Here is a 25,713-nt window from a genome sequence, read left to right as displayed (position 1 = left end):
CCTTAACAATGGTCAAAGCCTTGCGCGCAAATTCCGCACAGGAACGACGGGAACGCGCGCCAGCAAATAGGAAAGCCAGATGAGACAAAGGACTCCATTCGCCAGACCCGGCCTTCTGGCCTCGGCAGCCCTGGCCCTTGTCCTTGGGCCGCTTGCGGCCTCCGCACAGGAACAGGCCGCCCCGCCAAAGGATCCAGCCGCCGCGCTGGAGGACCACAAGACCCGCACCGACAACCGCTACGAGCCCTCGCTGGACAACCTTGCGCAGCAGGACGTCGCGGCGCCGGGCGCCCCCGAGGGCGTCCCCGCCCTGTCCGATGCCCAGTATAACGAGGCCAACAAGATCTATTTCGAACGCTGCGCCGGCTGCCACGGCGTCCTGCGCAAGGGCGCGACCGGCAAGGCGCTGACCCCCGACCTGACCCGCGAGCTGGGCTTCGACTACCTGCAAAGCTTCATCACCTACGGCTCGCCCGCGGGGATGCCGAACTGGGGCACCTCGGGCGATCTTTCGGCCGAGCAGGTCGACCTGATGGCGAACTACCTGCTTCTTGACCCGGCCGCGCCGCCGGAATTCGGCATGAAGGAGATGCGCGAATCCTGGAAGGTGCATGTCGCGCCCGAAGACCGCCCCACCCAGCAGGAAAACGACTGGGATCTGGAAAACCTGTTCAGCGTCACCCTGCGCGACGCCGGCCAGATCGCGCTGATCGACGGCGCCACCTACGAGATCAAGTCGGTCCTCGATACGGGCTATGCGGTCCATATCAGCCGGCTGTCCGCCTCGGGCCGCTATCTGTTCGTGATCGGCCGCGACGGCAAGGTCAACATGATCGACCTGTGGATGAAGGAGCCCACCACCGTCGCCGAGATCAAGATCGGCTCGGAGGCGCGTTCCATCGAGACCTCGAAGATGGAGGGCTGGGAGGACAAATACGCCATCGCCGGGGCCTATTGGCCGCCGCAATACGTCATCATGGACGGCGAGACGCTGGAGCCGAGAAAGATCCAGTCCACGCGCGGCATGACCTATGACGAGCAGGAATATCACCCCGAGCCGCGCGTCGCCGCGATCCTGGCCAGCCACTACCGGCCCGAGTTCATCGTGAACGTCAAGGAAACGGGCAAGATCCTGCTGGTGGACTATACCGACCTCGACAACCTCAAGACCACCGAGATCAGCGCCGAGCGCTTCCTGCACGACGGCGGCCTGGACGGCTCGCACCGCTACTTCATCACCGCGGCCAACGCCCGCAACAAGCTGGTGGTGATCGACACCAAGGAAGGCAAGCTGGTCGCGATCGAGGATACCGGCGGCCAGACCCCGCATCCGGGCCGCGGCGCGAACTTCGTCCACCCGACCTTCGGGCCGGTCTGGGCGACCTCGCACATGGGCGACGATTCGGTGGCGCTGATCGGCACCGATCCCGAAGGCCATCCCGACAATGCCTGGAAGATCCTGGACAGCTTCCCGGCGCTGGGGGGCGGCTCGCTGTTCATCAAGACGCACCCGAATTCGCAATACCTCTATGTCGATGCGACCCTGAACCCCGAGGCCGAGATCTCGGGCTCGGTCGCGGTCTTCGACACCAAGGCGATGACGGGCGACGGCTCGGACCCCGAGTTCACCACCCTGCCCATCGCCGAATGGGCCGGCATCACCGAGGGCCAGCCCCGCGTCGTGCAGGGCGAGTTCAACAAGGACGGCACCGAGGTCTGGTTCAGCGTCTGGAACGGCAAGGACCAGGAATCGGCGCTGGTCGTGGTGGACGACAAGACGCTGGAGCTGAAGCACGTCATCAAGGACGAGCGGCTGGTGACGCCCACCGGCAAGTTCAACGTCTACAACACCATGACCGACACCTATTGAGCGGTCACAACCCAGGTGGGGGCGTTCGCGCCCCCGCCCCGGCAGTATTTCAATGGGGTTCGACATGGCCGGCAAGACGGTGACGGGCGGCGCGGCGCCAGGCATGGCCGCGCGCAACTTGAACGATGCGGCAGCGGGCAAGGCACGGATGGGCAGGGTCGATCTGATCGGCGCCGGTCCGGGCGACGCCGAGTTGCTGACGCTGCGGGCGCTGCGGCTTTTGCAGCAGGCGGATGTGGTGGTGCATGACCGGCTGGTCTCGGACGAGGTGATGGCCTGCATCCCCGCCCATGTCCGGCGCATCCCGGTGGGCAAGGCGGCGGGCTTCCATCCCGTGCCGCAGGATGAGATCAACGCGCTTCTGGTCGAACTGGCCCTGTCCGGCCTGGCCGTGGCGCGGCTCAAGGGCGGCGATCCGACCATCTTCGGCCGCGGCGGCGAGGAGTTCGAGGCCGTGACCCGCGCCGGCATCCCCTGCGACTATGTGCCCGGCATCACCGCGGCGCAGGGCGCGGCGGCCTCGGCCCGGTTCCCGCTGACGCATCGCGGGCTGGCGACCGGGCTGCGCCATGTCACCGGCCACCGGGCGCGGGACGCGGCGCTGGACCTCGACTGGGCCTCGCTGGCCGATCCGCAGACCACGCTGGCCGTCTACATGGGCGCGGCGAACATGGCCGAGATCGCGGCCCAGCTGATCCGCCACGGCATGCCGGCCGACCTGCCGGTGCTGGCCGTGTCGCAGGCCAGCACCCCGCAGGAACGGCGGCTGCGCGCCACGCTGTCGGGCATCGCCGCCGCCCTGGCGCGCGAGCCGCTGCCGGCGCCGGTGCTGTTCATCGTCGGCCATGTCGCGGCAATGGCCGAGGATTGCGCCCTGCCGCAGGGGCTTTACCGCCCGGAATGGCGGCTGGTGGCGCATGGCTAGGCTGGCGCTCCTGCTGGTGCTGCTGGCCGGGACCGCTGCGGCGGGCCCGCCCGATGCCGCGCGGCAGGACCAGCTGCGCCATCTGGTGCGGCAGGATTGCGGCTCGTGCCACGGCTTGCGGCTGACCGGCGGGCTCGGCCGGCCGATCACCGCCCAGGCGCTGGCCGGGCGCGATGCCGAGGATCTGAGCGGCGTGATCCTGGACGGCATGCCCGGCACCGCCATGCCCGGCTGGCGCCCGCTGCTGACCGAGGACGAGGCGCGCTGGATCGCCGATTACCTTCTGACGACGGAGACGCAATGATGCTCAAGCCATTCCTGGCCGCCCTGATGATCGCCAGCCCGGCGCTGGCCGACGCGTTGCGCGGCACCGGCGACCTGGGCCTGGTGGTCGAGCGCGAGGCCGGCTCGCTGCTGGTCGTGGACCGCAGCGAACGCGCCGCGCTCGGCCGGATCGAGGGGCTGGGCGACCTGTCCCACGCGAGCCTGGTCTATTCCCCCGACGAACGCTTCGCCTATGTCTTCGGCCGCGACGGCGGGCTGACCAAGGTCGACATCCTGACCCGGCAGGTGGTCCGCCGCGTGGTGCAGGCCGGCAATTCCATCGGCGGCGCCATCTCGGACGACGGCCGTCTGGTCGCGGTCGCGAATTACGAGCCGGGCGGCGTCAAGGTCTTCGACGCCGAGACGCTGGAGCTGGTGGCGGACGTGCCGATGGGCTCCAAGACCGTGGGCATCGCCGATGCGCCCGGCTCGCGCTTCGTGGTGGCGACCTGGGACACGGGCGAGGTCTGGATCCTCGACCATTCCGCCGATCCCACGCAGCCTGCGGTGACGACGCTGGAAGGCATCGGCGCCAACCCCTATGACGCGCTGCTGACCGGCGACGGGCGGCACTATATCGTCGGGCTCTTCGGCGAAAAGGGGCTGACGCAGGTCGACCTGTGGCAAGACCCGCCCAAGGTCACGCGCTTCCTGCCCGACTACGGCAAGGACCAGCCCGACCTGCCGGTCTACAAGATGCCGCATCTGCAAGGCTGGACCCTGGCCGACGGGCTTTTCGCCCTGCCTGCCGTGGGGCTGCACCAGCTGCTTTGGGTCGATGCCGACGGGCTGGCCGAGATCGGCCGCACCGAGCTGGCCGGCCAGCCGGTCTTTGCCCTGGCCCGCCCCGACCAGCGCGAGGTCTGGGTGAACTTCGCCCCGCCCGACAACGACAAGCTGCAGGTGGTGGACGTGCTGACCCACGAGGTTCTGGACACGCTGACCCCCGGCAAGGGTGTGCTGCACATGGAATTCGCCCCCCGCGGGCGCGAGGTCTGGCTGTCGGTCCGCGACGAGAACCGGGTCGAGATCCGCGACACCCGCACCCGCGAGGTTCTGGGCGAGATCGAGGCCCGCGCGCCCTCGGGCATCTTCTTCACCGATCGCGCGCATCGCACGGGGTTATGACATGGATGATCTGGACCTGCGCCTGCTGGACGGTTTCCAGCGCGACCTGCCGCTGGAAACCCGGCCCTTCGCCGCCATCGCCCACCGCCTCGACACCAGCGAGGCCGAGGTGATCGCCCGCCTGACTCGCCTGCGCGACGAGGGGCTGATCGCCCGCATCGGCGCCACCTGCCGGCCGAACACCGCCGGCGCCTCGACGCTCGCCGCGCTGCGCGTGCCGGTGCGGCGCATCGACAAGGTCGCGGCGCTGGTCGGGGCCGAGCCCGGCGTCAACCACGCCTATCTGCGCGAGGGCAGCGACTGGAACCTGTGGTTCGTCGCCACCGCCCCCGATGCCGCCGCGCTGGAGGAAAGCCTGGCCCGGATCGAGACGGCGACGGGGCTGCTGCCCTTGTCGCTGCCGCTGGTGCGGGCCTTCAACATCGACCTGGGCTTTCCGCTGCTCGGCCCGCGCCGCACCATGGCGCTGGACCGGCCCGCCGACCTGGCCGCGCTGCGCCCGCGCGACAAGGCGCTGATGCAGGCGCTGACCACCGGGCTGGCGCTGGTGCCGCGCCCCTTCGTCGCGCTGGGACAGGCGCTGCACCGCAGCGAGGCCGAGGTGATCTCGCGCATCCGCGCGCTGGCCGAGGCCCGCATCCTGACCCGCGTCGGCGTGATCGTGCGCCATCGCGCGCTCGGCTGGACCCAGAACGCCATGGTGGTCTGGCGCCTGCCCGAAGCCGCGGTCGAGGCCGCCGGCACGGCGCTGGCCGGGGTTCCCGGCGTGACGCTGTGCTATCAGCGCCGCTGCGTGCCGGGGCTGTGGAGCTGGCCGCTGTTCTGCATGATCCACGCCCGCTCGCGCGCCGAGGCGATGGAGGTGCTGGTCCAGGCCCGCGCCCTGCCCGAACTGCAAGGCGTGCCGCATCGCATCCTGTTCTCGACCCGCTGCTTTCGCCAGCGGGGCGCCGTCATCGCCGAGGTTGCCGCATGAGCCGCCAGACCCTGCCCCCCGAGGCGCTGGACGATACCGACCGCGCCATCCTGAACAGCCTGCAAGAGGGGTTTCCACTGACCCCCCGCCCCTTCGACGATGCCGGCGCGGCGCTTGGCCTCAGCGGCGCCGAACTGATCGAACGGCTCGAACGCCTGCGCGCGATCGGCGCCATCACCCGCTTCGGCCCGTTCTACGACGCCGCGGCGATGGGCGGGGCCTTCTGCCTTTGCGCGCTTTCCGCACCGCAGGCGGATTTCGACCGCATCGCCGATCTGGTCAACGCCCATCCCGAGGTGGCGCATAACTATGCCCGCGACCATGCCCTGAACATGTGGTTCGTGCTGGCCACCGCCACGCGCGAAGCCATCGCCGAGACCGCCGGGCAGATCGAGGCCGAGACCGGGCTGACCGTCTGGCGCTTTCCCAAGCTGCGGGAGTTCTTCATCGGCTTTCGGGTGGCGGCATGACGGTCCTGGACGATACCGACCGCCGGCTGATCGCCGCGACGCAAGCCGGGCTGCCGCTGGTCGAGGCGCCCTATGCCCGGATCGCCGCCGACCTGGGCCTCACCGAGACGCAGGTCATCACCCGGCTGTCGGTCCTGCACGCGCGCGGCGTGATCCGCCGCATCGCCATCGCGCCCAACCACTACGCGCTGGGAATGACCGCGAACGGCATGAGCGTCTGGGACGTCGAGGACGCGCAGGCGGCCGGCCTTGGCGAAAAGGTGGGCGCGCTGGATTTCGTGACGCATTGCTACCTGCGGCCGCGCGCGCCGGTCTGGCGCTACAACCTGTTCGCCATGCTGCACGGCCAGAGCCGCGCCGAGGTCGAGCAAAAGCGCGCCCAGGTCCGCGCGCTGCTGGGCGCCGCCTGCCGGGCCGACGACATCCTCTATTCCACCCGGATCCTGAAAAAGACCGGCCTGCGCCTGAAGGACGGCTAAGAAAGGCAAACCATGTTCCGCCTGACCCAATACATGCAGCAGCTTCTGGACCCCTCGCCGCCGCGCCGCCGCAGCCGGCCGGATGCGGTCCGCCCGGTGGTGATCTGGAACCTGACGCGCAGCTGCAACCTGAAATGCCGCCATTGCTATACCGTCTCGGCCGACCGGCCGTTTCCGGGCGAGCTTTCGCATGACCAGGCCATGGCGGTGCTGCGGGATCTGTCGGATTTCCGCATCCCGGCGCTGATCCTGTCGGGAGGCGAGCCGATGTCGCGCTTCGACTTCTGGGAACTGGCGGCCGAGGCGCGGCGGCTGGATTTCCGCCACCTGTCGCTGTCCACCAACGGCACCAAGATCAATGCGCAGAACGTGGACCGGCTGGCCGGGCTGGGCTTCGACTATGTCGGCATCTCGCTGGACGGGATCGGCGCGGTGAACGACTGGTTCCGCGGCGTCGAGGGCGCCTTCGACCAGGCGCTGGCCGGCGTGCGCGCCTGCAAGGCGCAGGGCGTCAAGGTCGGCCTGCGCTTCACCATCACCGAGGGCAATGCCCATCACCTGCCCGCCATGCTGGACCTGTGCCGCGACGAGGGCGTGGACAAGTTCTACCTGTCGCACCTGGTCTATGCCGGGCGCGGCGACAAGCACCGGGGCGAGGATACCGAACATGCCCGCACCCGCCGCGCCATGGACCTGCTGATCGCCCGCGCCTGGCAGGCGGTCGAGCAAGGCGAGCCGCTGGAGGTCGTCACCGGCAACAACGACGCCGATGCGGTCTATTTCCTGCGTTGGGCCGAGACGCGCTTTGCACCCGCCGCCGTCGCGCATCTGCGCGCGCATCTGGAGGCCTGGGGCGGCAATTCCTCGGGGCTCGGGGTCGGCAACATCGACCCGCAGGGCCGCGTCCATCCCGATACCTATTGGTCGGACTATACGCTTGGCTCGGTCAAGGAACGGCCGTTTTCCGCGATCTGGACCGGGGACGACCCGATCCTGGCCACGCTGCGCACCCGGCCGCGGCCGCTGAAGGGGCGCTGCGGCGCCTGCGCCTATCAGGCGGTCTGCGGCGGCAATACCCGCATCCGGGCGCTGCAACTGACCGGCGATCCATGGGCCGAAGATCCGGCCTGCTATCTCTCGGGCTCCGAGATCGGCGCAGAAGGTGCCGACCAGGGCCGCCTTGCCGTCACGCCTTTCCGGGGAAAAAGCCATGATCCGGCCCATCGTTTCCTTTAGCCTGCTGCTTGCCCTGCCGCTGGCGGCGCAGGCCGACCCCGCTGCCGACTATGCCGAGCATTGCGCCGCCTGCCATGGCGAGGACCGGCTGGGCGGCACCGGCCCGGCGCTGATCCCCGAGACGCTGGGGCGGGTGAAGGGCATCGACGCGGTGATCGCCCAGGGCCGGGTCTCGACCCAGATGGAGGGCTTTGCCGACCGGCTGTCGCCCGAGGCCATCGCGGCGCTGGTCGGCTATGTCACCGCGCCGCTGGACCACCGCCCGCATTGGGACGCCCAGCAGATCGCCGCCAGCCGCGAGATGAATGCCGACTACCGCCCGGCGGACAAGCCGGTCTTTGCCGCCGATCCGCTGAACATCACCCTGGTGGTGGAAACCGGCGACCATCACGTCAGCGTGCTGGACGGCGACACGTTCGAGGTCCTGGACCGCTTCGCCACCCCCTTCGCCGTGCATGGCGGGCCGAAGTTCAGCCCCGACGGGCGCTTCGTCTACATCATGTCGCGCGACGGCTGGGTGCAGAAATACGACATCTGGTCGCTGGCCGAGGTCGGCCGCATCCGCGCCGCGCTGAACAGCCGCAACATCGCCATCAGCCCGGACGGCCAGCGCATCGCGATCGCGAACTACCTGCCCGAAAGCCTGACCATCCTGGACGCCGACCTGAATCCGCTGCGGCTGATCGAGACCGAGGTCGGCGGCACCCCCAGCCGGGTCAGCGCCGTCTACCAGGCGCCGCAGCGCCGCAGCTTCGTGCTGGCGCTGAAGGACGCACCCGAGATCTGGGAGGTGGCGACCGCCGACCTGGCCATCCGCCGCATCCCGATCGACGAGCCGCTGGACGATTTCTTCTTCTCGCCCGACTACCGCCAGCTGATCGGCGCCAACCGGGCGGGCGACAAGGGCGTGGTGATCGAGCTGGACGACGGGCACAAGGTGGCGGAACTGCCCTTGCCGGGGATGCCGCACCTGGGCTCGGGCATCACCTGGGAACGGGGCGGCCGCCGCGTCATGGCCACCCCGCATCTGGGCGAGGGGGTGATCTCGGTCATCGACATGCAGGACTGGAGCCTGGTCAAGCAGATCAAGACCGACGGTCCCGGCTTCTTCCTGCGCGGCCATGCCGCCAGCCCCTATGTCTGGGCGGACGTCTTCTTCGGCCCGCACAAGGACGAGATGCATGTCATCGACAAGGAGACGCTGGAAATCGTCAAGACGCTGGCGCCCTTTCCCGGCCAGACCTTCGCCCATAGCGAATTCACCCGCGACGGCAGCCATGTCCTGGTCTCGTTGTGGGAGGACGAGGGCGCGGTCGTGGTCTATGATGCCGGGACGCTGGACGAGGTGAAACGGCTGCCGATGCGCAAGCCTTCGGGGAAATACAATGTCTGGAACAAGATCACCTTCGAGGACGGAACCAGCCACTGACGGCTGGCCGGCCTGGAAACTGGCGCTGCTGTTCTATCCCTTCGCGGCGGCGGCGGTCTGGATCAACCTGTTCATGCTGTCGCTTCTGGCCAGCTGGATCGGCCTGCCGGTGCTGCCGCCGATGCAGGCCGCCGGCGCCGCGCTGCTTCTGGGCGTGCCGGCGGGCTGGGCCTCGGGGCGCTGGATCCGCAGCCTGATGGACCGCGCCCGGCCGCGCGACTGACCCTTTTCACCGGAAAGGCGGCCCCCTGCGCCCGGCCGGCGCAAAGGGGCGCGAAACTGCGGCACCCTACATAATAAAAAGTTATTAAAACTATTAAAACTTATAAATTCCAATAATTTCGGAAGCTGCTAGAACCTGTCTCCAGAAGGTGCGTAGATTCGAAAGAGCCATCCGTCGCAGCCACAAGACGGCCGCGATCCGCACCGGTCAACCAGCGCCGCCCCGCGGCGCGGCCCAGCAAAGGAGAGCTAGCATGGACGGCAACGATATTCCCTCGACGGGCAAATGCCCCGTCATGCATGGCGGCAACACCGCCATGGGAACCTCGAACATGGATTGGTGGCCGAATGCGCTGAACCTGGACATCCTGCACCAGCATGACCGCAAGACCAACCCGCTCCAGGACTTCACCTATCGCAACGAGGTGCGCAATCTCGACTTCGACGCGGTCAAGCGCGACCTGCATGCGCTGATGACCGACAGCCAGGACTGGTGGCCGGCCGACTGGGGCCATTACGGCGGGCTCTTCATCCGCATGTCCTGGCACGCCGCCGGCACCTATCGCATCGCCGACGGCCGCGGCGGCGGCGGCACCGGCAACCAGCGCTTCGCCCCGATCAACTCGTGGCCCGACAACGTCAGCCTGGACAAGGCGCGCCGCATCCTGTGGCCGATCAAGAAGAAATACGGCAACCGCCTGAGCTGGGCCGACCTGATCATCCTGGCCGGCACCGTCGCCTATGAGAACATGGGCCTCAAGACCTATGGCTTCGCATTTGGCCGCGACGACATCTGGCACCCCGAGAAGGACACCTACTGGGGCGCGGAAAAGGAATGGCTGGCGCCCCAGGACGAGCGCATGGGCAATGCCGATGACGCGACCTCGATGGAAAACCCGCTGGCCGCGGTGCAGATGGGGCTGATCTATGTCAACCCCGAAGGGCCGAACGGCCAGCCCGACCCGCTGAAGACCGCCGCCCTGGTGCGCGAAACCTTCGCCCGCATGGCGATGAACGACGAGGAAACCGTGGCGCTGACCGCGGGCGGCCACACCGTCGGCAAATGCCACGGCAACGGCAAGGTCGAGCTGCTGGGCGCCGACCCGGAAGCGGCCGATGTCTGCGAACAGGGCCTGGGCTGGGCCAATTCCAACAAGTCGGGCAAGGGCCGCTATACCATGACCTCGGGCATCGAGGGCGCCTGGACCACCCATCCGACCCAATGGGACAACGGCTTCTTCTACCTGCTCTTCACCTATGACTGGGAGCTGCGGAAATCCCCCGCCGGCGCCTGGCAGTGGGAGCCGGTCAACATCAAGGAAGAAGACAAGCCGGTCGATGTCGAGGATCCCTCGATCCGCTACAACCCGATCATGACGGATGCCGACATGGCGATGAAGATGGACCCGATCTATCGCGAGATCTCGCTGCGCTTCTACAACGACCCGGACTATTTCTCGGAAGTCTTCGCGCGGGCCTGGTTCAAGCTGACCCATCGCGACATGGGGCCGAAGGTGCGCTATATCGGCCCCGAGGCGCCGACCGAAGACCTGATCTGGCAGGATCCGGTGCCCGCCGGCAACCGCGAATGGAACATCGCGGGCCTGAAGGCGCGCATCGCCGAAAGCGGGCTGACGGTGGCCGAGATGGTGGCGACCGCCTGGGACTCGGCGCGCACCTTCCGCGGCTCGGACAATCGCGGCGGCGCCAATGGCGCGCGCATCCGCCTGGCCCCGCAAAAGGACTGGGAAGGCAACGAACCCGACCGGCTGGCCCGTGTGCTGGCGGTGCTGGAGCCGCTGGCGGCCGAGTTCGGCGCCAGCCTCGCCGACACCATCGTCCTGGCCGGCAATGTCGGCGTGGAACTGGCGGCCAAGGCGGCGGGCTATGAGGTCGAGGTGCCCTTCTCGCCCGGCCGCGGCGACGCCACGGATGCGATGACCGATGCCGACAGCTTCGCGGTGCTGGAGCCGATCCACGACGGCTATCGCAACTGGCTGAAAAAGGACTATATCGTCGCCCCCGAAGAGCTGATGCTGGACCGCACCCAGCTGATGGGGCTGACCGCACCCGAGATGGTGGTCCTGGTCGGCGGCATGCGGGCCATGGGCACCAATCACGGCGGCACCCGCCACGGCGTCTTCACCGACCGCGAAGGCGCGCTGACCACGGATTTCTTCGTGAACCTGACCGACATGGCCAATACCTGGGCCAAGGCCGGCGACCACTACGAGATCCGCGACCGCAAGACCGGCGTGGTGAAATGGACGGCGACGCGGCTGGATCTGGTGTTCGGCTCGAACTCGATCCTGCGCTCCTATGCCGAGGTCTATGCCCAGGACGACAACGGCGGCAAGTTCGTCGCCGATTTCATCGCCGCCTGGGTGAAGGTGATGGAGGCCGACCGCTTCGATCTGCGGTCGTAACCGGACTAAACCCCTGGGCGGCGCCCGGCGACGCTTGCCCAGGGGTTCGGTAGTGGTAACGATTGCAGCCCCAGGGACCGACGGTCCCTGGGGATTTTTCATGCCGCGATCGGTGCGACCCCCGCGCCCGCCCGGTCCGGCCCATCTGGAGCCGGAGATCATGCAGGCTCGCCGGTCTTTCGCGGCCGGGCCCCGATCCGCGATCTCGGCGCTGCAGGAAAGCTCGCGGGGAGTATTTGCAGAACGAAGAAGATGCGGGCGGGGCGCTGCATCGGCCAGCCGCTTGCGCCGGTCATGCGAGCCGCCGTAGGGCCGGGGCGCGGCTTGCGCTTGCAGAAAGCTTTGCGGGTCGATGTCCACCGCCAGCCGCAGGTTCGTGGACGATTTCCGCGCCAGGCCCAGCCATGCGAAGAAGATGCGGGCGGGGCGCTGCATCGGCCAGCCGCTTGCGCCGGTCATGCGAGCCGCCGCAGGGCCGGGGCGCGGCTTGCGCTTACAGAAAGCTTTGCGGGTCGATGTCCACCGCCAGCCGCAGGTTTGTGGGCGGCTTCGGCGCCAGGCCCAGCCATTGCGAGATCGCACCTTGCAAGGGCGCCTGCCGCGGCGCCCGGATCAGCATCCGCACCCGGTAGCGCGCGCGGATGCGGGCGATGGGCGCGGGCGCGGGACCGAAAAGCTCGGCGCCGATGGCGCGCAGGGGCTCGGCGCGGCGGGCCAGCTCGCGGGCGTAATCCTCGACCACGGGCTGGTCGGGATGCGACAGGATGATCCCCGCCAGCCGGCCGAAGGGCGGCATCCCCGCCGCCTGGCGCGCCGCCGCCTCGGCATCCCAGAACGCCTCGTCCTCGCCCGACAGGATGGCGCGGATCACCGGGTGGTCGGGCTGGTAGGTCTGCAACAGCGCCATCCCCCGCGCATCGCCGCCCTCGCGCCCGGCGCGGCCGGCGACCTGCCGCATCAGCTGGAAGCTGCGCTCGGCCGCGCGCAGGTCGGCGCCTTGCAGGCCCAGGTCGGCGTCGATCACGCCCACCAGCGTCAGGCGCGGGAAGTTGTGGCCCTTGGCGACGATCTGCGTGCCAATGATGATGTCGGTGCCGCCCGCGCCGATCTCGGCGATCGCCTCCTTCAAGGCCCGCGCCGAATGGAACAGGTCCGAGGACAGCACCGTCGACCGCGCCTCGGGGAAGCGCTCGGCCACTTCCTCGGCCAGCCGTTCCACCCCCGGCCCGATGGCGGTCATCTTGCCCTCGACCCCGCAGCTGGGGCAGGCCACCGGGATCGGCTTGGTCGCGCCGCATTGGTGGCAGACCAGGCGGTTCTGGAAGCGATGCTCGACCATGCGGGCGTCGCAATGGTCGCAGCCGATCTGCTGGCCGCAGGCGCGGCAGGCGGTGATCGGCGCATAGCCGCGCCGGTTCAGGAACAAGAGCGACTGCTCGCCCCTGTCGCGGCGCGCCGCGATCTCGGCGGCCAGGCGGGGGCTGATCCAGCGTCCCTTCTCCATCTCTTGCTGGCGCAGGTCGATGGTGCCCATCTCGGGCAGGTCCGCCGTGCCGTAGCGGGCGCGCAGGTCCAGGCGGCGATATTTGCCGGTGGCCGCATTCACCCAGCTTTCGACCGAGGGCGTGGCCGAAGCCAGCACCACCTGCGCCTGCTCGACGCTGGCGCGCAGCACCGCCATGTCGCGGGCGCTGTAATAGACGACATCCTCCTGCTTGTAGCTGGAATCGTGCTCCTCATCGACGACGATCAGGCCCAGGTCGGCAAAGGGCAGGAACAGCGCCGAGCGCGCGCCGACCACCAGCCCGACATGGTTCTGCGCCGCCATGGTCCAGAGCCGCCGCCGCTCGCTGCGGGTGATGCCGGAATGCCATTCGCCGGGCCGGGCGCCGAAACGCGCCTCGACCCGGTCCAGGAACTCGGCCGAAAGCGCGATCTCGGGCAGCAGCACCAGCGCCTGCCGGCCCTGCCGCAGGCATTCCGCCACGGCTTCCAGATAGACCTCGGTCTTGCCCGAGCCGGTGACGCCGCGCAGCAGCGTGGTGCCATAGGCGCGGCTGCGCAAGGCGTCGCGCAGGGCCTCGGCCGCCTCGGCCTGGTCGGCAGCCAGCGGCTTGCCCGGCAAGGCGGGGTCCAGCTGCGGATAGGGGGTGTCGCGCGGCGCCAGCACCTCGGCCAGCGTGCCGGCCTTGACCAGCCCCTGCACCACGCCCGGACTGACCCCGGCCAGCTGCGCCAGTTCGCCGGGCGCAAAGCCGGCGCCGCCGTGATCCTCGATCACCCGCAGCACGGCGGCGCGGGCATCGGTCATGCGCGCGGGCACCGGCCCGGCGCGATGGATGATGCGCCGGGCCGAGGGCGGCTGGTCCAGGTCCGGCGCCCGCGTCGCCATGCGCAACAGCGAGGGCAGCGGCGTCAGCGTGTATTCGCCCATGCGGGTCAGGAACTCGATCATCCCCGGCGCCAGCGGCGGCGCATCGACCAGCCGTGCCACCGGCCGCAGCCGCGCCGCGTCGAAATCGCCGACACCCGGCCCCCAGACCGCACCCATCACCCGGCGCGGACCCAGCGGCACCACCACCAGCTGGCCCAGCCGCACGCCGCCCTCGGGCGCGAGATAGTCCAGGACCCCGACCACCTCTTGCGTCAGCACCGCGATGCGCGCGCCATGGGAATAGAAAAGCGGCGGGGACATCTCAGACCGGCAGCGAGGCCCAGCCGATCAGCAGCAGCAGCGGCCAGTTGCCCACCAGCAACGGTCCGGCGGCCAGGGCCGGCAACAGGGCGACGAGATCGGGCTGAAAGGCTTCCAAGTCATTCTCCGGTTGCATGCGGCGGGGATAGTGGCATGCAAGACCTCTGCCCCGCAAGCCGCGCGGCCCGGACTTCACGCGCGGGCTGTTATGCGCTAAACCCACGGCAAAACCGCAAGAAGGGCTTCCCCGCATGAAATTCTTTGTCGATACCGCCGACGTCGCCGCCATCCGCGAGCTGAACGACCTTGGCATGGTGGACGGCGTCACCACCAACCCGTCGCTGATCCTGAAATCGGGCCGCGACATCCTGGAAGTCACCAAGGAGATCTGCGACATCGTCGAGGGTCCGGTCAGCGCCGAGGTCGTCGCCGCCAAGGCCGAGGACATGATCCGCGAGGGCGAACACCTAGTGAAGATCGCCCCGAACATCACCGTCAAGGTGCCGCTGACCTGGGACGGGCTGAAAGCCTGCAAGGCACTGTCCTCGCAGGGCCACAAGGTCAACGTGACGCTGTGCTTCAGCGCCGCGCAGGCGATCCTGGCCGCCAAGGCCGGCGCCACCTTCATCAGCCCCTTCATCGGCCGGCTCGACGACATCAACTTCGACGGCATGGAGCTGATCGCCCAGATCCGCGAGATCTATGACAATTACGACTTCCAGACCGAAATCCTGGCCGCCTCGATCCGCTCGGTGAACCACATCACCGACGCCGCCCGCATCGGCGCCGACGTGATCACCGCGCCGCCCGCCGTCATCAAGGCGATGGCGAATCACGTGCTGACCGACCGGGGCCTGGAACAGTTCAACGCCGACTGGGCCAAGACCGGGCAGAAGATCGTCTGATGACCGAGCAGACTGCGGCCGAACTGACCGAGGACATCCGCGCCCGGCTGCTGGCGCAGCCCGAGCTGATCCTCTCCGACCGCGACCTGATGCGCGCGCTGATCGGCGCGCGCGAGGCCGAGGTGGGCGAGAACGTCATCGACATCCGCGGCCGCGCCATGCAGGCGCTCGAGGCGCGGCTCGACCGGCTCGAGGCGGCGCATGAATCGGTGATCTCGGCCGCCTATGACAACCAGTCGGGGATGAACACCATCCACCGCGCCGTGCTGTCGCTGCTGGAGCCGACGGATTTCGAGGAGTTCCTGGAAAACCTCGACATCGCCGTCGCGCCGATCCTGCGGGTGGAAACCCTGCGGCTGGTGATGGAATCGGGCGGCGAGGTGCCCGAGCCAGAGGACGGCAGCCCGCTGGTGATCGTCCCCCCTGGCACGGTGGCGCGGCTGATCTCGGGCGGGCGGCGGATGCCGCGCGGCGACGACATCGTGCTGCGCGGCGTCGTGCGCGAGACCCTGCCCTTCCATGGCGACGCCCGCGCGCCGATCCGGTCCGAGGCGCTTCTGCCCATCGACCTCGGCCCCGGCCGCTTCCCGGCGCTGCTGCTGATGGGCTCGGCCGATGTCGGGCGCTTCAACCCGGCCCAGGGCACGGATCTGCTGCGCTTCTTCGGCCAGGCGTTCCGGCTGGCGCTGATCTCCTGGCTCAGGAAATGACCGGCGGGGCCGAGCCTTTGGCGCTGGCCCCGGCCATGGCCGACAACCTCGCGCGCTGGCTCGACAGCGAGCGCGCGACGCGCGACCGTTCGGACCACACGATCCGCGCCTATCAGGCGGACCTGCTGGCCTTCCTCTCGTTCCTCGGCGGCTATCACGGCACGCCCGCCCTGCCGGCAACGCTGGCCGGGCTGACGCAGACCGACATGCGCGCCTTCGCCGCCGCCGAGCGCGGCCGCGGCCTTTCGGCCCGCTCGCTGGCGCGAAGGCTCTCGGCCACGCGCAGCTTCATCCGCTGGATGGCCGACCGGCACGGCTTCGACGCCTCCAGGGCGCTGGCCTCGCGCAGCCCGAAATACACCCGCTCGCTGCCCCGCCCGCTGGCGCCCCAACAGGCGCAGGACGTGCTGAAGATCACCGCCGGCGCCCATCCCGAGGCCTGGATCGCCGCCCGCGACGCGGCGGTGCTGACGCTGCTCTGGGGCTGCGGGCTGCGCATCTCCGAGGCGCTGGGACTGAACGGCGCCGACTGGCCCCTGCGCGAGGCGCTGACCATCCGCGGCAAGGGCGGGCGCGAAAGACAGGTGCCGGTCCTGCCCATCGCGCGCGAGGCCATCGCCGAGTACCTGCGGCTCTGCCCCTATTCGCTGCAAGCCAAGGAACCGCTCTTCCGCGGCGCCCGCGGCGGCCGGCTCAACCCGACGCTGGTCGCGGCCGCGATGCGCCAGACGCGCCAGGTGCTGGGCCTGCCGCCGACGGCGACGCCGCATGCGCTGCGCCATTCCTTCGCCACGCATCTGCTGGCGGCGGGCGGCGACCTGCGCACGATCCAGGAACTGCTGGGCCATGCCAGCCTGTCCACGACCCAGGTCTATACCGGCGTGGACGACGCGCATTTGCTGGCGGTCTATCGCGCCGCCCATCCCCGCGCCTGAGCGGCTTCACCGTTTCCCGAATACTCAAGCCGCCGGCACAAACGGCTTCTGCATGCCCCAATGCGCATCCCGCCGCGCCGCCCGAGCCGGCTTTACATTTCCCGTGCGGCATCCCAAAGGGGCGGCATGTTCGAACTTTCCCTCGATCTCGTGCTGCTGCTGGCCGGCGCCGCCTTCGCCGCCGGCTTCGTCGATGCCATCGCCGGCGGAGGCGGGCTGATCACCGTCCCCGCCCTGATGCTGGCCGGCCTGCCCCCGGCGCAGGCGCTGGCGACGAACAAGGTGCAGGGCGTCTTCGGCGCGGCGACGGCGGCGATCTCCTATGCCCGCAGCGGGCTCGTGGACCTGCGCGGGCAAAGCGGGGCGGCAGCGGTCGCCTTCGCGGCGGGGCTCTGCGGCGCGCTGCTGGTAAGCTGGATCCCGGCGCAGGCGCTGCGCTACGGCCTGCCGGTGGTGCTGATCGGCATCGCCGCCTTCTTCGCCCTCAGGCCGGGACTGGACGATACCGACCGCATGCGCCGCATCACCCCAGCCACCTTCACCGCCTCGGTCGTGCCCCTCGTCGCCTTCTATGACGGGCTGGTCGGGCCAGGCACGGGATCGTTCTTCATGCTGGGCTTCGTCATGCTGGCGGGCTACGGCATCCTCAAGGCGACGGCGCATACGAAACTGCTGAACTTCGCCTCGAACCTGGGCGGGCTGGTCGCCTTTGCGGCGGTAGGAAAGCCGCTCTGGCTGGTCGGCGCCGTCATGGCGGTGGCGCAGATCGCCGGCGCCCTGCTGGGCGCAAGGCTGGCGATGCGGATCGGCGCGCGGGTCATCAAGCCGCTGCTGGTCGCGACCTCGACCCTGCTGGCGCTGCGGCTGGTCTGGCAGCTTCTTTGAAGGATGGGGGCTTTGCGCCCCCACGCCCGCCGGGCAAGCCCGACGGGCTTCCCCCGCAGGATATTTGCCCACGGAAGAAACCCGGAAAAAGGCCTCGGAAAAAGGCAATGCCCGGCGCCTGGCTTCTTCCGTGTCGAAATATCCTGGGGGAGCGCGGAACGCGCGGGGGCAAAGCCCCCGATCTGCTCGGGAAGGCTGCGCGCCGGAGCCGCGGCCGGATCAGCTCGGGAACCCTTCCGCCCGGCGCAATTCGCCCGTCGCCAACCCGCGCCAGTTGCGCAAGGGCGCAGTCAGGTATTTCTGCACCACCGGGTGGGCTTCCTCCAACAGGCCCAGATGCACCATCAGCGCGGTGATCGCGGCCTCGGCGCCGCGGGTGCCGCCATCCGCGATCTTCAGCGCGACCCCCAGCCCGCGTTCGGGGACGATGCCGACGAAGACCGCCTCGGCCCCGGTCTTGACCGCGGCACGGCCGTCCATGGCGCGCATCAACTCGGTGCAGGCCCGCCCCTCGCCGGCGACCAGTTCGGGATGGGCCAGCATCGCCTCGACCAGGCGCCGCTGTGCCTGGCCGCGCTTGCCGGCCGCCGGTTGCGCAAATCCGGCCATGGCATGGGCCAGCCCCTCGACCGTGCAGGCGAAATTCGGCGCCGAGCAACCGTCGATGCCCCAGCCGGTGGCGACCTCGCCCGTCACCTCCTCGAAGGCGCGGCGCACGGCGCGCTGCACGGGGTGGTCGATCTCGACATATTCCGGCCCCGCGTTCATGTGCCGCTTGAGCGTCAGGAAGCCGGCATGCTTGCCAGAGCAGTTGTTGTGGACCTGGCAGGGGCTCTCGTCCGAGCAGACCAGCCGCTTGCGCTCGGCCGGGTCGGCCGGCAGATGCGCGCCGCAGCGCAGGTCGCTGTCATCAAGCCCCAGGCCCGACAGCCAGGCCGCGACCCGCTCGGTATGGAGGCGCCCGCCGCTGTGGCTGGCGCAGGCCAGCGCCAGATGCTCGCTACCCAGCCCCGCCTGGTCGGCCGCGCCGCTTTCGACCAGCGGCAGCGCCTGGATCATCTTGCAGGACGAGCGCGGATAGATCACCGCCCCCGGATTGCCCCAGGCCTCGACGATGCCGTTCGCATCCGCGATCACCACATGGCCCAGATGGGTGCTTTCGCGCATCCCGCCCCGCCACAATTCGATGAGTCTGGCTGCGGTCATGGCTGTTTTTCCTCTGACAATCGCGCGATTTTCCGCAAACGGGGGTTTTTCACGCCTTCCTTTTCGCATTATCTTGCCGCCAGATGGTTGAAAACACCACCATCATCGGCAACAAGCCGGATCGAACCGGACCATGGCAGGAGGCCAGAGCATGTTGAAATTCGCGCCGCGCGCCGCAGCGGCAGCCGCCGCAATTGCGATCGCCGCGTCTTCGCCGGTCCTGGCCCAGGACTCGACGAATGTGATCGGGACCGAGGGCGACTGGACCGTCTTCTCGGCGACCAGCCCCAAGGAATGCTGGGCAGTGTCGGCCCCGAAATCCACCCAGAACCTGGATTCCAGCGGCAAGCCCAAGGAAGTGACGCGCGGCGACATCCGGCTTTACGTCGCCTATCGCCCCGGCCAGTCGGGCGAGGTCTCGTTCTCGGGCGGCTATCCCTTCGCGCCCGATTCGGCGGTCGAGGTGAATATCGGCGGCAATGTCTTCAAGCTGTTCACCGAGGGCGAAAGCGCATGGACCGGCTCGCCGGCCGACGACGCCAAGCTGGTCTCGGCGCTGCGTGCGGGCTCGACCGCGGTGGTGACCGGGCGCTCGGCGCGGGGCACCGTGACCAAGGACACCTTCAGCCTGTCGGGCATCACCGCCGCGACGAACAAGGCCCAGGCTGCCTGCAAATAAACTACAGCTGCGGGAACCGCGGCGGACAGGGGCGCGAGCCCCTGTTTTCTTTTGGGCCGCCTTGCCCTATATAGGCCCATTGCCCCTTTCGCCGCCCGGACCCGCCAACCATGAACGCCCCGTCGCCAGTCACGCCCGCCGCCCCGATCACCCAGGATCTGCTGACCATCCCGCGCAAGCTGCCCGAGACGGCGCGCCGGAACCTCGTCGGCCTGACCCGCGCGCAGTTGCACGAGGCGCTGATCGAGGCCGGCACCCCGGAACGGCAGGCCAAGATGCGCGTGGGCCAGATCTGGCAATGGATCTATCACTGGGGCGTGCGCGACTTCGCGCAGATGACCAACCTGGCCAAGGACTACCGCGCCCTGCTGGCCGAGAGATTCGAGATCGCGCTGCCCGAGATCGTCACCCGCCAGATCAGCGCCGACGGCACCCGCAAATACCTGCTGCGCATCAATGGCGGGCACGAGGTCGAGACCGTCTACATCCCCGAGGAAAACCGCGGCACGCTTTGCATCTCCAGCCAGGTGGGCTGCACGCTGACCTGTTCCTTCTGCCACACCGGCACGCAGAAGCTGGTGCGCAACCTGACCGCGGGCGAGATCGTGGGCCAAGTGCTGGTCGCCCGCGACGACCTGGGCGAATGGCCGAAGCCCGGCGCGCCCAAGGACGAGACGCGGCTGGTCTCGAACGTGGTGCTGATGGGCATGGGCGAGCCGCTGTACAACTTCGACAATGTCCGCGACGCGATGAAGGTGGTGATGGATGGCGAGGGCATCAGCCTGTCGCGCCGCCGCATCACGCTGTCGACCAGCGGCATCGTCCCCGAAATCGCCAAGACCGCCGAAGAGATCGGCTGCCTTCTGGCCGTCAGCTTCCACGCCACCACCGACGAGACCCGCGACAGGCTGGTGCCGGTGAACAAGAAGTGGAACATCGAGACGCTGCTCAACGCGCTGCGCGACTATCCGCGGCTGTCGAACTCGGAACGCATCACCTTCGAATATGTGATGCTGGACGGGGTGAACGACAGCGACGAGGATGCGCGCCGGCTGGTCCGGCTGATCCGCGGCATCCCGGCCAAGGTGAACCTGATCCCGTTCAACGAATGGCCCGGCTCGCCCTATCGCCGCTCCAGCTGGGAGCGGATCGAGGCCTTCGCCGACATCGTCCACAAGGCCGGCTATGCCTCGCCCATCCGCACCCCGCGCGGCGAGGACATCATGGCCGCCTGCGGCCAGCTGAAATCCGCGACCGAGCGCGGCCGCAAATCCGCCGCCCAGATCGCGGCCGAGGCCCGCGCCTAAGACGCCATGTCTTGCGCCTGCGGCCCGGCCGCATGGGTATTTGAACAACGAAGAAGTCTTGGGCCGGCTGCGGGCTTCTTCGTTGCATTAAATACCCATGCAACAGCACCGAAAGGCGGGGCGCTTCACGAATCCGGCAAGATCCGCGGCGACCTTGCCCCGCGCGCCCCGCAGTCGTAGAAGCATCGCGACCCGCGAAAGAGGTGACGCATGAGCTGTCCGAAACCCGTCGTCCTTTGCATCCTCGATGGCTGGGGCATTTCCTCGCGCCCCGAACAAAGCGCACCCGACCAGGCCAGGACGCCGAATTTCGACCGGCTGATGCGCGACTGCCCGCATGGGACGCTGGTGACCTTCGGCCCGGACGTCGGCCTGCCCAAGGGGCAGATGGGCAATTCCGAGGTCGGGCATACCAATATCGGCGCCGGCCGCGTCGTCGCCATGGACCTGGGCCAGATCGACCTGGCGATCGAGGACGGCAGCTTCTACGAGAATGCCGCGCTGGGTGAATTCATCCGCAAGCTCAAGGCCAGCGGCGGCACGGCGCATCTGATGGGCGTCGTCTCGGACGGCGGCGTGCATGGCCATCTCCAGCACGTCATCGCCGCCGCCCGCGCCGTGGCCGACAAGGGCGTGCCGGTGGTGGTCCATGCCGTCACCGACGGCCGCGACGTGGCGCCTACCTCGGCCGCGGGCTTCGTTACCGAGCTTCAGCGCGCCCTGCCCGAGGCCGCCCGCATCGGCACCGTCATCGGCCGCTATTACGCCATGGACCGCGACAACCGCTGGGAGCGCGTCGCACGCGCCTACGGCGCCATGGTGCGCGGCGAGGGGCTGCCCGCGCCGGATGCGGCCCAGGCCGTGGCCGATGCCTATGCCCGCGACGAGACGGACGAGTTCATCCAGCCCACGGTGATCGAGGGCTATGCCGGCGCGCGGGATGGCGACGGCTTCTTCTGCCTCAATTTCCGCACCGACCGCGCGCGCGAGATCCTGGCCGCCATCGGCCAGCCGGATTTCGCCGCCTTCGACACCGGCAGGCGGCCGCAATGGGCGGCGCTTCTGGGCATGGTCGATTACTCGGCCAGCCATGACGAATACATGCAGGCCGCCTATCCCAAGCGGCAGGTGGTCAACACCCTGGGCGCCTGGGTCGCGGCCAAGGGCCTGCGTCAGTTCCGCCTGGCCGAGACCGAGAAATATCCCCATGTCACCTTCTTCCTGAACGGCGGCAAGGAAACCCCCGAGCCGGGCGAGGACCGTTTCATGCCGGCCAGCCCCAAGGTCGCGACCTATGACCTGGCGCCCGAGATGGCCGCGCCCGAGGTCAGCACAAAACTGGTCGAGGCCATTGAGGCGGGCTACGACCTGATCGTGGTGAACTATGCCAACCCGGACATGGTGGGGCATACCGGCAGCCTGCCCGCCGCCATCCGCGCCTGCGAGGCGGTGGACAAGGGGCTGGGCATGATGCTGGCGGCGCTGGAAAAGGCCGGCGGCGCCGCGGTGGTCATCGCCGACCACGGCAATTGCGAAACCACCATCGACCCCGAGACCGGCGGCCCGCATACCGCCCACACCACCAACCCGGTTCCGGTGATCGTCTTCGGCGGGCCCGAGGGCGCGAGCCTGCGGAACGGCCGGCTGGCCGACGTGGCGCCGACGGTGCTGGACCTGATGGGCCTGGACCTGCCGCCCGAGATGACCGGCACCTCGCTGATCGGGCGGGCATGAGAGCCAGGCTGTTCTTGCCGGTGCTGGTGGCCCTTGCCATCGGCTCGATGGCCCCGGCCCAGCCGGCGACGCCCGCGCAGGACGATTCGCCCCTGGACCTGGCCGCGCAGGAGGCGGCCGAGGCGGCCGACATGCTGCGCGCCGCCGTGGGCCAGCTGGACGAGGCGCTGACCGAGGACGACCAGGTCGCCTCGCTGACCCGGATGATCCGCGCCTATGAGCAGGGCATGGCCGCGCTGCGCGAGGGTTTGCGTCGTGCCGGCATCCGCGAGCAGGAGATCCGGGCCGAGTTCGACGCCCGCCGCGAGCGGCTGGGCCGGGTGCTGGGGGTGATGACCTCGATGCAGAAATCGCCCGAGACCGTGCTGCTGCTGCATCCCTCGGGGCCGGAATCCTCGGCCCGCGCGGGGATGATCCTGTCCTCGGTCGCGCCGGGGCTGGAGGCCGAGGCCCGCGACATGCAGCAGAAGCTGGAGGAGATCCGCGCCGTGCGCGCCATCCAGCTGAACGCCGCGAACACGCTGGCGCAGGGGCTTGGGCAGGTGCAGGAGGCGCGCCGGCTTCTGGCCTCGGCGGTGACGGACCGCTCCAGCCTGCCGGTGCGCTTCGGCGAGGATCCCAGGGAACTGACCGCGCTGGTGGAATCGGCCGATACGCTGGACGCCTTCGCCTCGGGCATCGCCGGGATGGAGCAGGACGTGGGCGCGCCCATGGCCGATTTCGAAGGCGCGCAGGGCAGCCTGCCGCTGCCGGCCCTGGGCCGGGTGCTGCGCCGCTATGACGAGCCCGATGCCGCGGGGGTGCGCCGGCCGGGCATGGTCATCGCCACCGCGCCCGCCGCGCTGGTCACGTTGCCCTGGCCTGCGACAATCCGCTATCGCGGTCCGCTGCTTGATTACGGCAATGTGATGATCGTTGAGCCCGCGCGGGGGTATCTGATGATATTCGCCGGTCTGGCGCAGGTCTTCGGCGAGACGGGCGACGTCCTGACGGCAGGAGAGCCGGTGGGGCTGATGGGCGGGCAAGAGCCGCCCGCGCAGGAGTTCGGCGCCGAATTCGTCGCCGATGCCGCGGCCGGGGGCGGTGCTGGACAGAGCGAGACACTGTATGTTGAACTTCGCAAGGGCAAGGAAACACTGGACCCGGCAGAGTGGTTCGTGATGAATCCCATTGTCGGAGAGGCCGCGGACGGGACAAGCCGCAACGCAACCGGGCAGGACGGAGCTGAATGAAACATTATCTTCTGGCAGGGGCGATCGGCACGCTTGCGGGCATCACCGTCGCCACCCAATTCGCCGGCCCGCTGGTCGCGCAGGAATCGGGCAGGAACGCCTCGGTCTATGAGCAGCTGGACCTGTTCGGCAACGTGTTCGAACGGGTGCGCGCCGATTACGTCGAGCAGGTGGACGACAAGAAGCTGATCGAGGCGGCGATCAACGGCATGCTGACCTCGCTCGACCCGCACAGCTCGTTCCTGTCGGCCAAGGATTACGACGACATGCAGACCCAGACCCGCGGCAGCTTCGGCGGGCTGGGGATCGAGGTCGGGCAGGAGGACGGGCTGGTCAAGGTGATCTCGCCCATCGACGACACGCCCGCGGCCGAGGCCGGGGTCAAGGCCGGCGACTACATCACCCATGTGAACGGCGAATCGCTGATGGGCATGAACCTGGACGAGGCGGTCGAGAAGATGCGCGGCCCCGTCGGGTCCGAGATCAAGATCACCATCCTGCGCGAGGGCGAGAAGGAGCCCTTCGACCTGACCATCACCCGCGACACGATCAAGCTGACCGTGGTCAAGACCCGCATCGAGGGCCATGCCGTGGTGCTGCGCGTCACCACCTTCAACGACGAGACCTTCTCGACCCTGAAGACCGAGATGGACAAGGCGATCAAGGAGGCCGGCGGCATCGACAAGGTGACGGGCTTCGTGCTGGACCTGCGCAACAATCCGGGCGGGCTGCTGAACCAGGCCATCGAGGTCTCGGACGCCTTCCTCGACAAGGGCGAGATCGTCTCGACCCGCGGCCGCAAGCCCGAGGAAAGCGAGCGCTGGAACGCCAAGCCCGGCGACCTGGCGCAGGGCAAGCCCATGGTGACGCTGATCAACGGCGGCTCCGCCTCGGCCTCGGAGATCGTCACCGGCGCGCTGCAGGACCATCGCCGCGCCATCGTCGTGGGCACCAAGAGCTTCGGCAAGGGCTCGGTGCAGACGGTGATGCCGGTGACCTCGGACAGCGCCATCCGGCTGACCACGGCGCGCTACTACACGCCCTCGGGCCGGTCGATCCAGTCGCTGGGCATCCAGCCCGACATCATCGTCGAACAGCCCGCGCCCAAGCCCCAGGACGAGGAAGAGGCCGGCCAGCCGCGGACCGATTCGAAATTCCTGAACTCGGAAGCCGACCTGCGCGGCGCGCTGAACAACGATTCGATCAGCGACGAAGAGCGCAAGCAGATCGAGGAAGAGGCCAAGCAGGTCGAGGCCACCGCCAAGCTGCGCGAGGAGGATTACCAGTTGGCCTATGCGGTGGACATCCTCAAGGGCCTGGCGGCGGTGGACTATCACGCCCAGGCCGTGCCCGATGCCGCGAAGCCCGCCGTCACCGGCGAGGATGCGGCCCAGGGGGCGCAGGCGGAATGAGCGCGGACCTGCTGGGCCCCTCGGGCCTGCCCTATCGCCCCTGCGCGGGGGTGGTGCTGATCAACCCGGCGGGGCTGGTCTTTGCCGGGCAGCGCATCGACAACCCCGGCCCGGCCTGGCAGATGCCGCAGGGCGGCATCGATCAGGGCGAGACCCCGCGCCAGGCGGCGCTGCGCGAGCTGGTCGAGGAGACCGGCGTCACCACCGACCTGGTCGACGTGCTGATGGAAACGCCCGGCTGGGTGACTTATGACCTGCCGCCCGAGCTGCTGGGCAAGGTCTGGAAGGGCCGCTATGGCGGGCAGAAGCAGAAATGGTTCGCCATGCGCTTCCTGGGCGAGGATGAGGCGGTGCGGATCGCCACCGCGCATCCCGAGTTCGAGCGCTGGCAATGGATGCGGGCGGCCGATCTGATCGACGGCATCGTGCCCTTCAAGCGCGATGTCTATGCCCAGGTTCTGGGCGATTTCCGCGAGATCCTGGCCTGAACGGCCCGCGCCGCGCCGGGTGGCGCGGGCGGCATGGGTA

Annotated in this window: 23 protein-coding genes; 21 read left to right on the top strand and 2 right to left on the bottom strand. The window is 69.1% G+C overall.

What is annotated here, in order from left to right:
* The first annotated feature begins 79 nt into the window (after positions 1-79).
* From E3U25_RS21815 to katG, 11 genes are all read left to right on the top strand, one after another.
* Entirely contained in the window at positions 80-1,870 is a 1,791-nt protein-coding gene (locus E3U25_RS21815) for a nitrite reductase (RefSeq protein ID WP_116223073.1), read from the top strand.
* A gap of 64 nt (positions 1,871-1,934) precedes the next feature.
* Positions 1,935-2,795, top strand: a complete 861-nt coding sequence (gene cobA, locus E3U25_RS21810; protein WP_072461155.1) for a uroporphyrinogen-III C-methyltransferase — start codon at positions 1,935-1,937, stop codon at positions 2,793-2,795.
* Positions 2,788-3,099 (top strand): c-type cytochrome, encoded by a 312-nt coding sequence (locus E3U25_RS21805; RefSeq protein WP_036751969.1) that lies wholly within the window; start codon positions 2,788-2,790, stop codon positions 3,097-3,099. Before cobA ends, E3U25_RS21805 begins: the two co-directional genes overlap by 8 nt.
* Positions 3,096-4,247: a cytochrome D1 domain-containing protein gene (locus E3U25_RS21800; RefSeq protein ID WP_114535023.1), complete on the top strand. Its 1,152-nt coding sequence runs from the start codon at positions 3,096-3,098 to the stop codon at positions 4,245-4,247. Before E3U25_RS21805 ends, E3U25_RS21800 begins: the two co-directional genes overlap by 4 nt.
* 1 nt (position 4,248) lies before the next feature.
* Positions 4,249-5,223: a siroheme decarboxylase subunit beta gene (gene ahbB, locus E3U25_RS21795; RefSeq protein ID WP_116223074.1), complete on the top strand. Its 975-nt coding sequence runs from the start codon at positions 4,249-4,251 to the stop codon at positions 5,221-5,223.
* Positions 5,220-5,693, top strand: a complete 474-nt coding sequence (locus E3U25_RS21790; protein ID WP_116223075.1) for an Lrp/AsnC family transcriptional regulator — start codon at positions 5,220-5,222, stop codon at positions 5,691-5,693. Before ahbB (E3U25_RS21795) ends, E3U25_RS21790 begins: the two co-directional genes overlap by 4 nt.
* On the top strand, positions 5,690-6,172 hold the full coding sequence (gene ahbB, locus E3U25_RS21785) for a siroheme decarboxylase subunit beta (protein WP_036751981.1): 483 nt from the start codon (positions 5,690-5,692) through the stop codon (positions 6,170-6,172). The genes E3U25_RS21790 and ahbB (E3U25_RS21785) overlap by 4 nt, the downstream gene beginning before the upstream one ends.
* Before the next feature lie 12 nt (positions 6,173-6,184).
* Entirely contained in the window at positions 6,185-7,408 is a 1,224-nt protein-coding gene (gene nirJ / locus E3U25_RS21780; RefSeq protein ID WP_036751984.1) for a heme d1 biosynthesis radical SAM protein NirJ, read from the top strand.
* Positions 7,383-8,837, top strand: a complete 1,455-nt coding sequence (locus E3U25_RS21775; protein WP_116223076.1) for a cytochrome D1 domain-containing protein — start codon at positions 7,383-7,385, stop codon at positions 8,835-8,837. The genes nirJ and E3U25_RS21775 overlap by 26 nt, the downstream gene beginning before the upstream one ends.
* Complete coding sequence (locus E3U25_RS21770; protein WP_036751990.1) at positions 8,794-9,060, top strand: hypothetical protein; 267 nt, start codon at positions 8,794-8,796, stop codon at positions 9,058-9,060. The genes E3U25_RS21775 and E3U25_RS21770 overlap by 44 nt, the downstream gene beginning before the upstream one ends.
* A 253-nt stretch (positions 9,061-9,313) precedes the next feature.
* The gene (gene katG / locus E3U25_RS21765) at positions 9,314-11,485 is read left to right on the top strand and encodes a catalase/peroxidase HPI (protein ID WP_116223077.1); all 2,172 of its coding nucleotides are present in this window, start codon (positions 9,314-9,316) and stop codon (positions 11,483-11,485) included.
* Between the two features lie 493 nt (positions 11,486-11,978).
* Here the strand turns inward: katG and E3U25_RS21760 are convergent, their stop codons facing one another.
* Positions 11,979-14,180 carry a primosomal protein N' gene (locus E3U25_RS21760; protein ID WP_116223078.1) on the bottom strand — a complete coding sequence of 734 codons (2,202 nt, stop codon included), beginning with the start codon at positions 14,178-14,180 and terminating at the stop codon, positions 11,979-11,981.
* Between the two features lie 251 nt (positions 14,181-14,431).
* Here E3U25_RS21760 and fsa point away from each other — a divergent pair, with 251 nt between their 5' ends.
* The 4 genes from fsa (at position 14,432) to E3U25_RS21740 (ending at position 17,615) form a co-directional block, all read left to right on the top strand.
* Entirely contained in the window at positions 14,432-15,085 is a 654-nt protein-coding gene (gene fsa, locus E3U25_RS21755; RefSeq protein ID WP_036751998.1) for a fructose-6-phosphate aldolase, read from the top strand.
* Positions 15,085-15,795, top strand: a complete 711-nt coding sequence (locus E3U25_RS21750; protein ID WP_116223079.1) for a DUF484 family protein — start codon at positions 15,085-15,087, stop codon at positions 15,793-15,795. Before fsa ends, E3U25_RS21750 begins: the two co-directional genes overlap by 1 nt.
* Complete coding sequence (locus E3U25_RS21745) at positions 15,792-16,730, top strand: tyrosine recombinase XerC (RefSeq protein ID WP_116223080.1); 939 nt, start codon at positions 15,792-15,794, stop codon at positions 16,728-16,730. The genes E3U25_RS21750 and E3U25_RS21745 overlap by 4 nt, the downstream gene beginning before the upstream one ends.
* 126 nt (positions 16,731-16,856) lie before the next feature.
* Positions 16,857-17,615, top strand: a complete 759-nt coding sequence (locus tag E3U25_RS21740) for a TSUP family transporter (RefSeq protein WP_116223081.1) — start codon at positions 16,857-16,859, stop codon at positions 17,613-17,615.
* 219 nt (positions 17,616-17,834) lie between these two features.
* Here the strand turns inward: E3U25_RS21740 and E3U25_RS21735 are convergent, their stop codons facing one another.
* Entirely contained in the window at positions 17,835-18,821 is a 987-nt protein-coding gene (locus E3U25_RS21735; RefSeq protein ID WP_116223082.1) for an asparaginase, read from the bottom strand.
* Between the two features lie 151 nt (positions 18,822-18,972).
* Between E3U25_RS21735 and E3U25_RS21730 the strand changes: the two genes are divergently transcribed.
* The 6 genes from E3U25_RS21730 (at position 18,973) to E3U25_RS21705 (ending at position 25,673) form a co-directional block, all read left to right on the top strand.
* A complete protein-coding gene (locus E3U25_RS21730; protein WP_036752013.1) occupies positions 18,973-19,500 on the top strand; it encodes an invasion associated locus B family protein in 528 nt (175 codons plus the stop codon).
* Between the two features lie 110 nt (positions 19,501-19,610).
* On the top strand, positions 19,611-20,807 hold the full coding sequence (rlmN, locus tag E3U25_RS21725) for a dual-specificity RNA methyltransferase RlmN (RefSeq protein ID WP_072461099.1): 1,197 nt from the start codon (positions 19,611-19,613) through the stop codon (positions 20,805-20,807).
* A gap of 210 nt (positions 20,808-21,017) precedes the next feature.
* Positions 21,018-22,541, top strand: a complete 1,524-nt coding sequence (gene gpmI, locus E3U25_RS21720; protein WP_116223083.1) for a 2,3-bisphosphoglycerate-independent phosphoglycerate mutase — start codon at positions 21,018-21,020, stop codon at positions 22,539-22,541.
* Positions 22,538-23,773, top strand: a complete 1,236-nt coding sequence (locus tag E3U25_RS21715; protein WP_036752022.1) for a murein hydrolase activator EnvC family protein — start codon at positions 22,538-22,540, stop codon at positions 23,771-23,773. Before gpmI ends, E3U25_RS21715 begins: the two co-directional genes overlap by 4 nt.
* The gene (locus E3U25_RS21710) at positions 23,770-25,185 is read left to right on the top strand and encodes a S41 family peptidase (protein WP_072461102.1); all 1,416 of its coding nucleotides are present in this window, start codon (positions 23,770-23,772) and stop codon (positions 25,183-25,185) included. Before E3U25_RS21715 ends, E3U25_RS21710 begins: the two co-directional genes overlap by 4 nt.
* Positions 25,182-25,673, top strand: coding sequence for an RNA pyrophosphohydrolase (locus E3U25_RS21705; protein WP_116223084.1), 492 nt, complete (start codon positions 25,182-25,184; stop codon positions 25,671-25,673). Before E3U25_RS21710 ends, E3U25_RS21705 begins: the two co-directional genes overlap by 4 nt.
* Positions 25,674-25,713: the final 40 nt, after the last annotated feature.

Origin of the sequence: Paracoccus versutus, assembly GCF_029909795.1 — a bacterium.
Lineage (GTDB): Bacteria > Pseudomonadota > Alphaproteobacteria > Rhodobacterales > Rhodobacteraceae > Paracoccus > Paracoccus versutus.
This window is presented reverse-complemented; position numbering and strand designations above follow the sequence as displayed.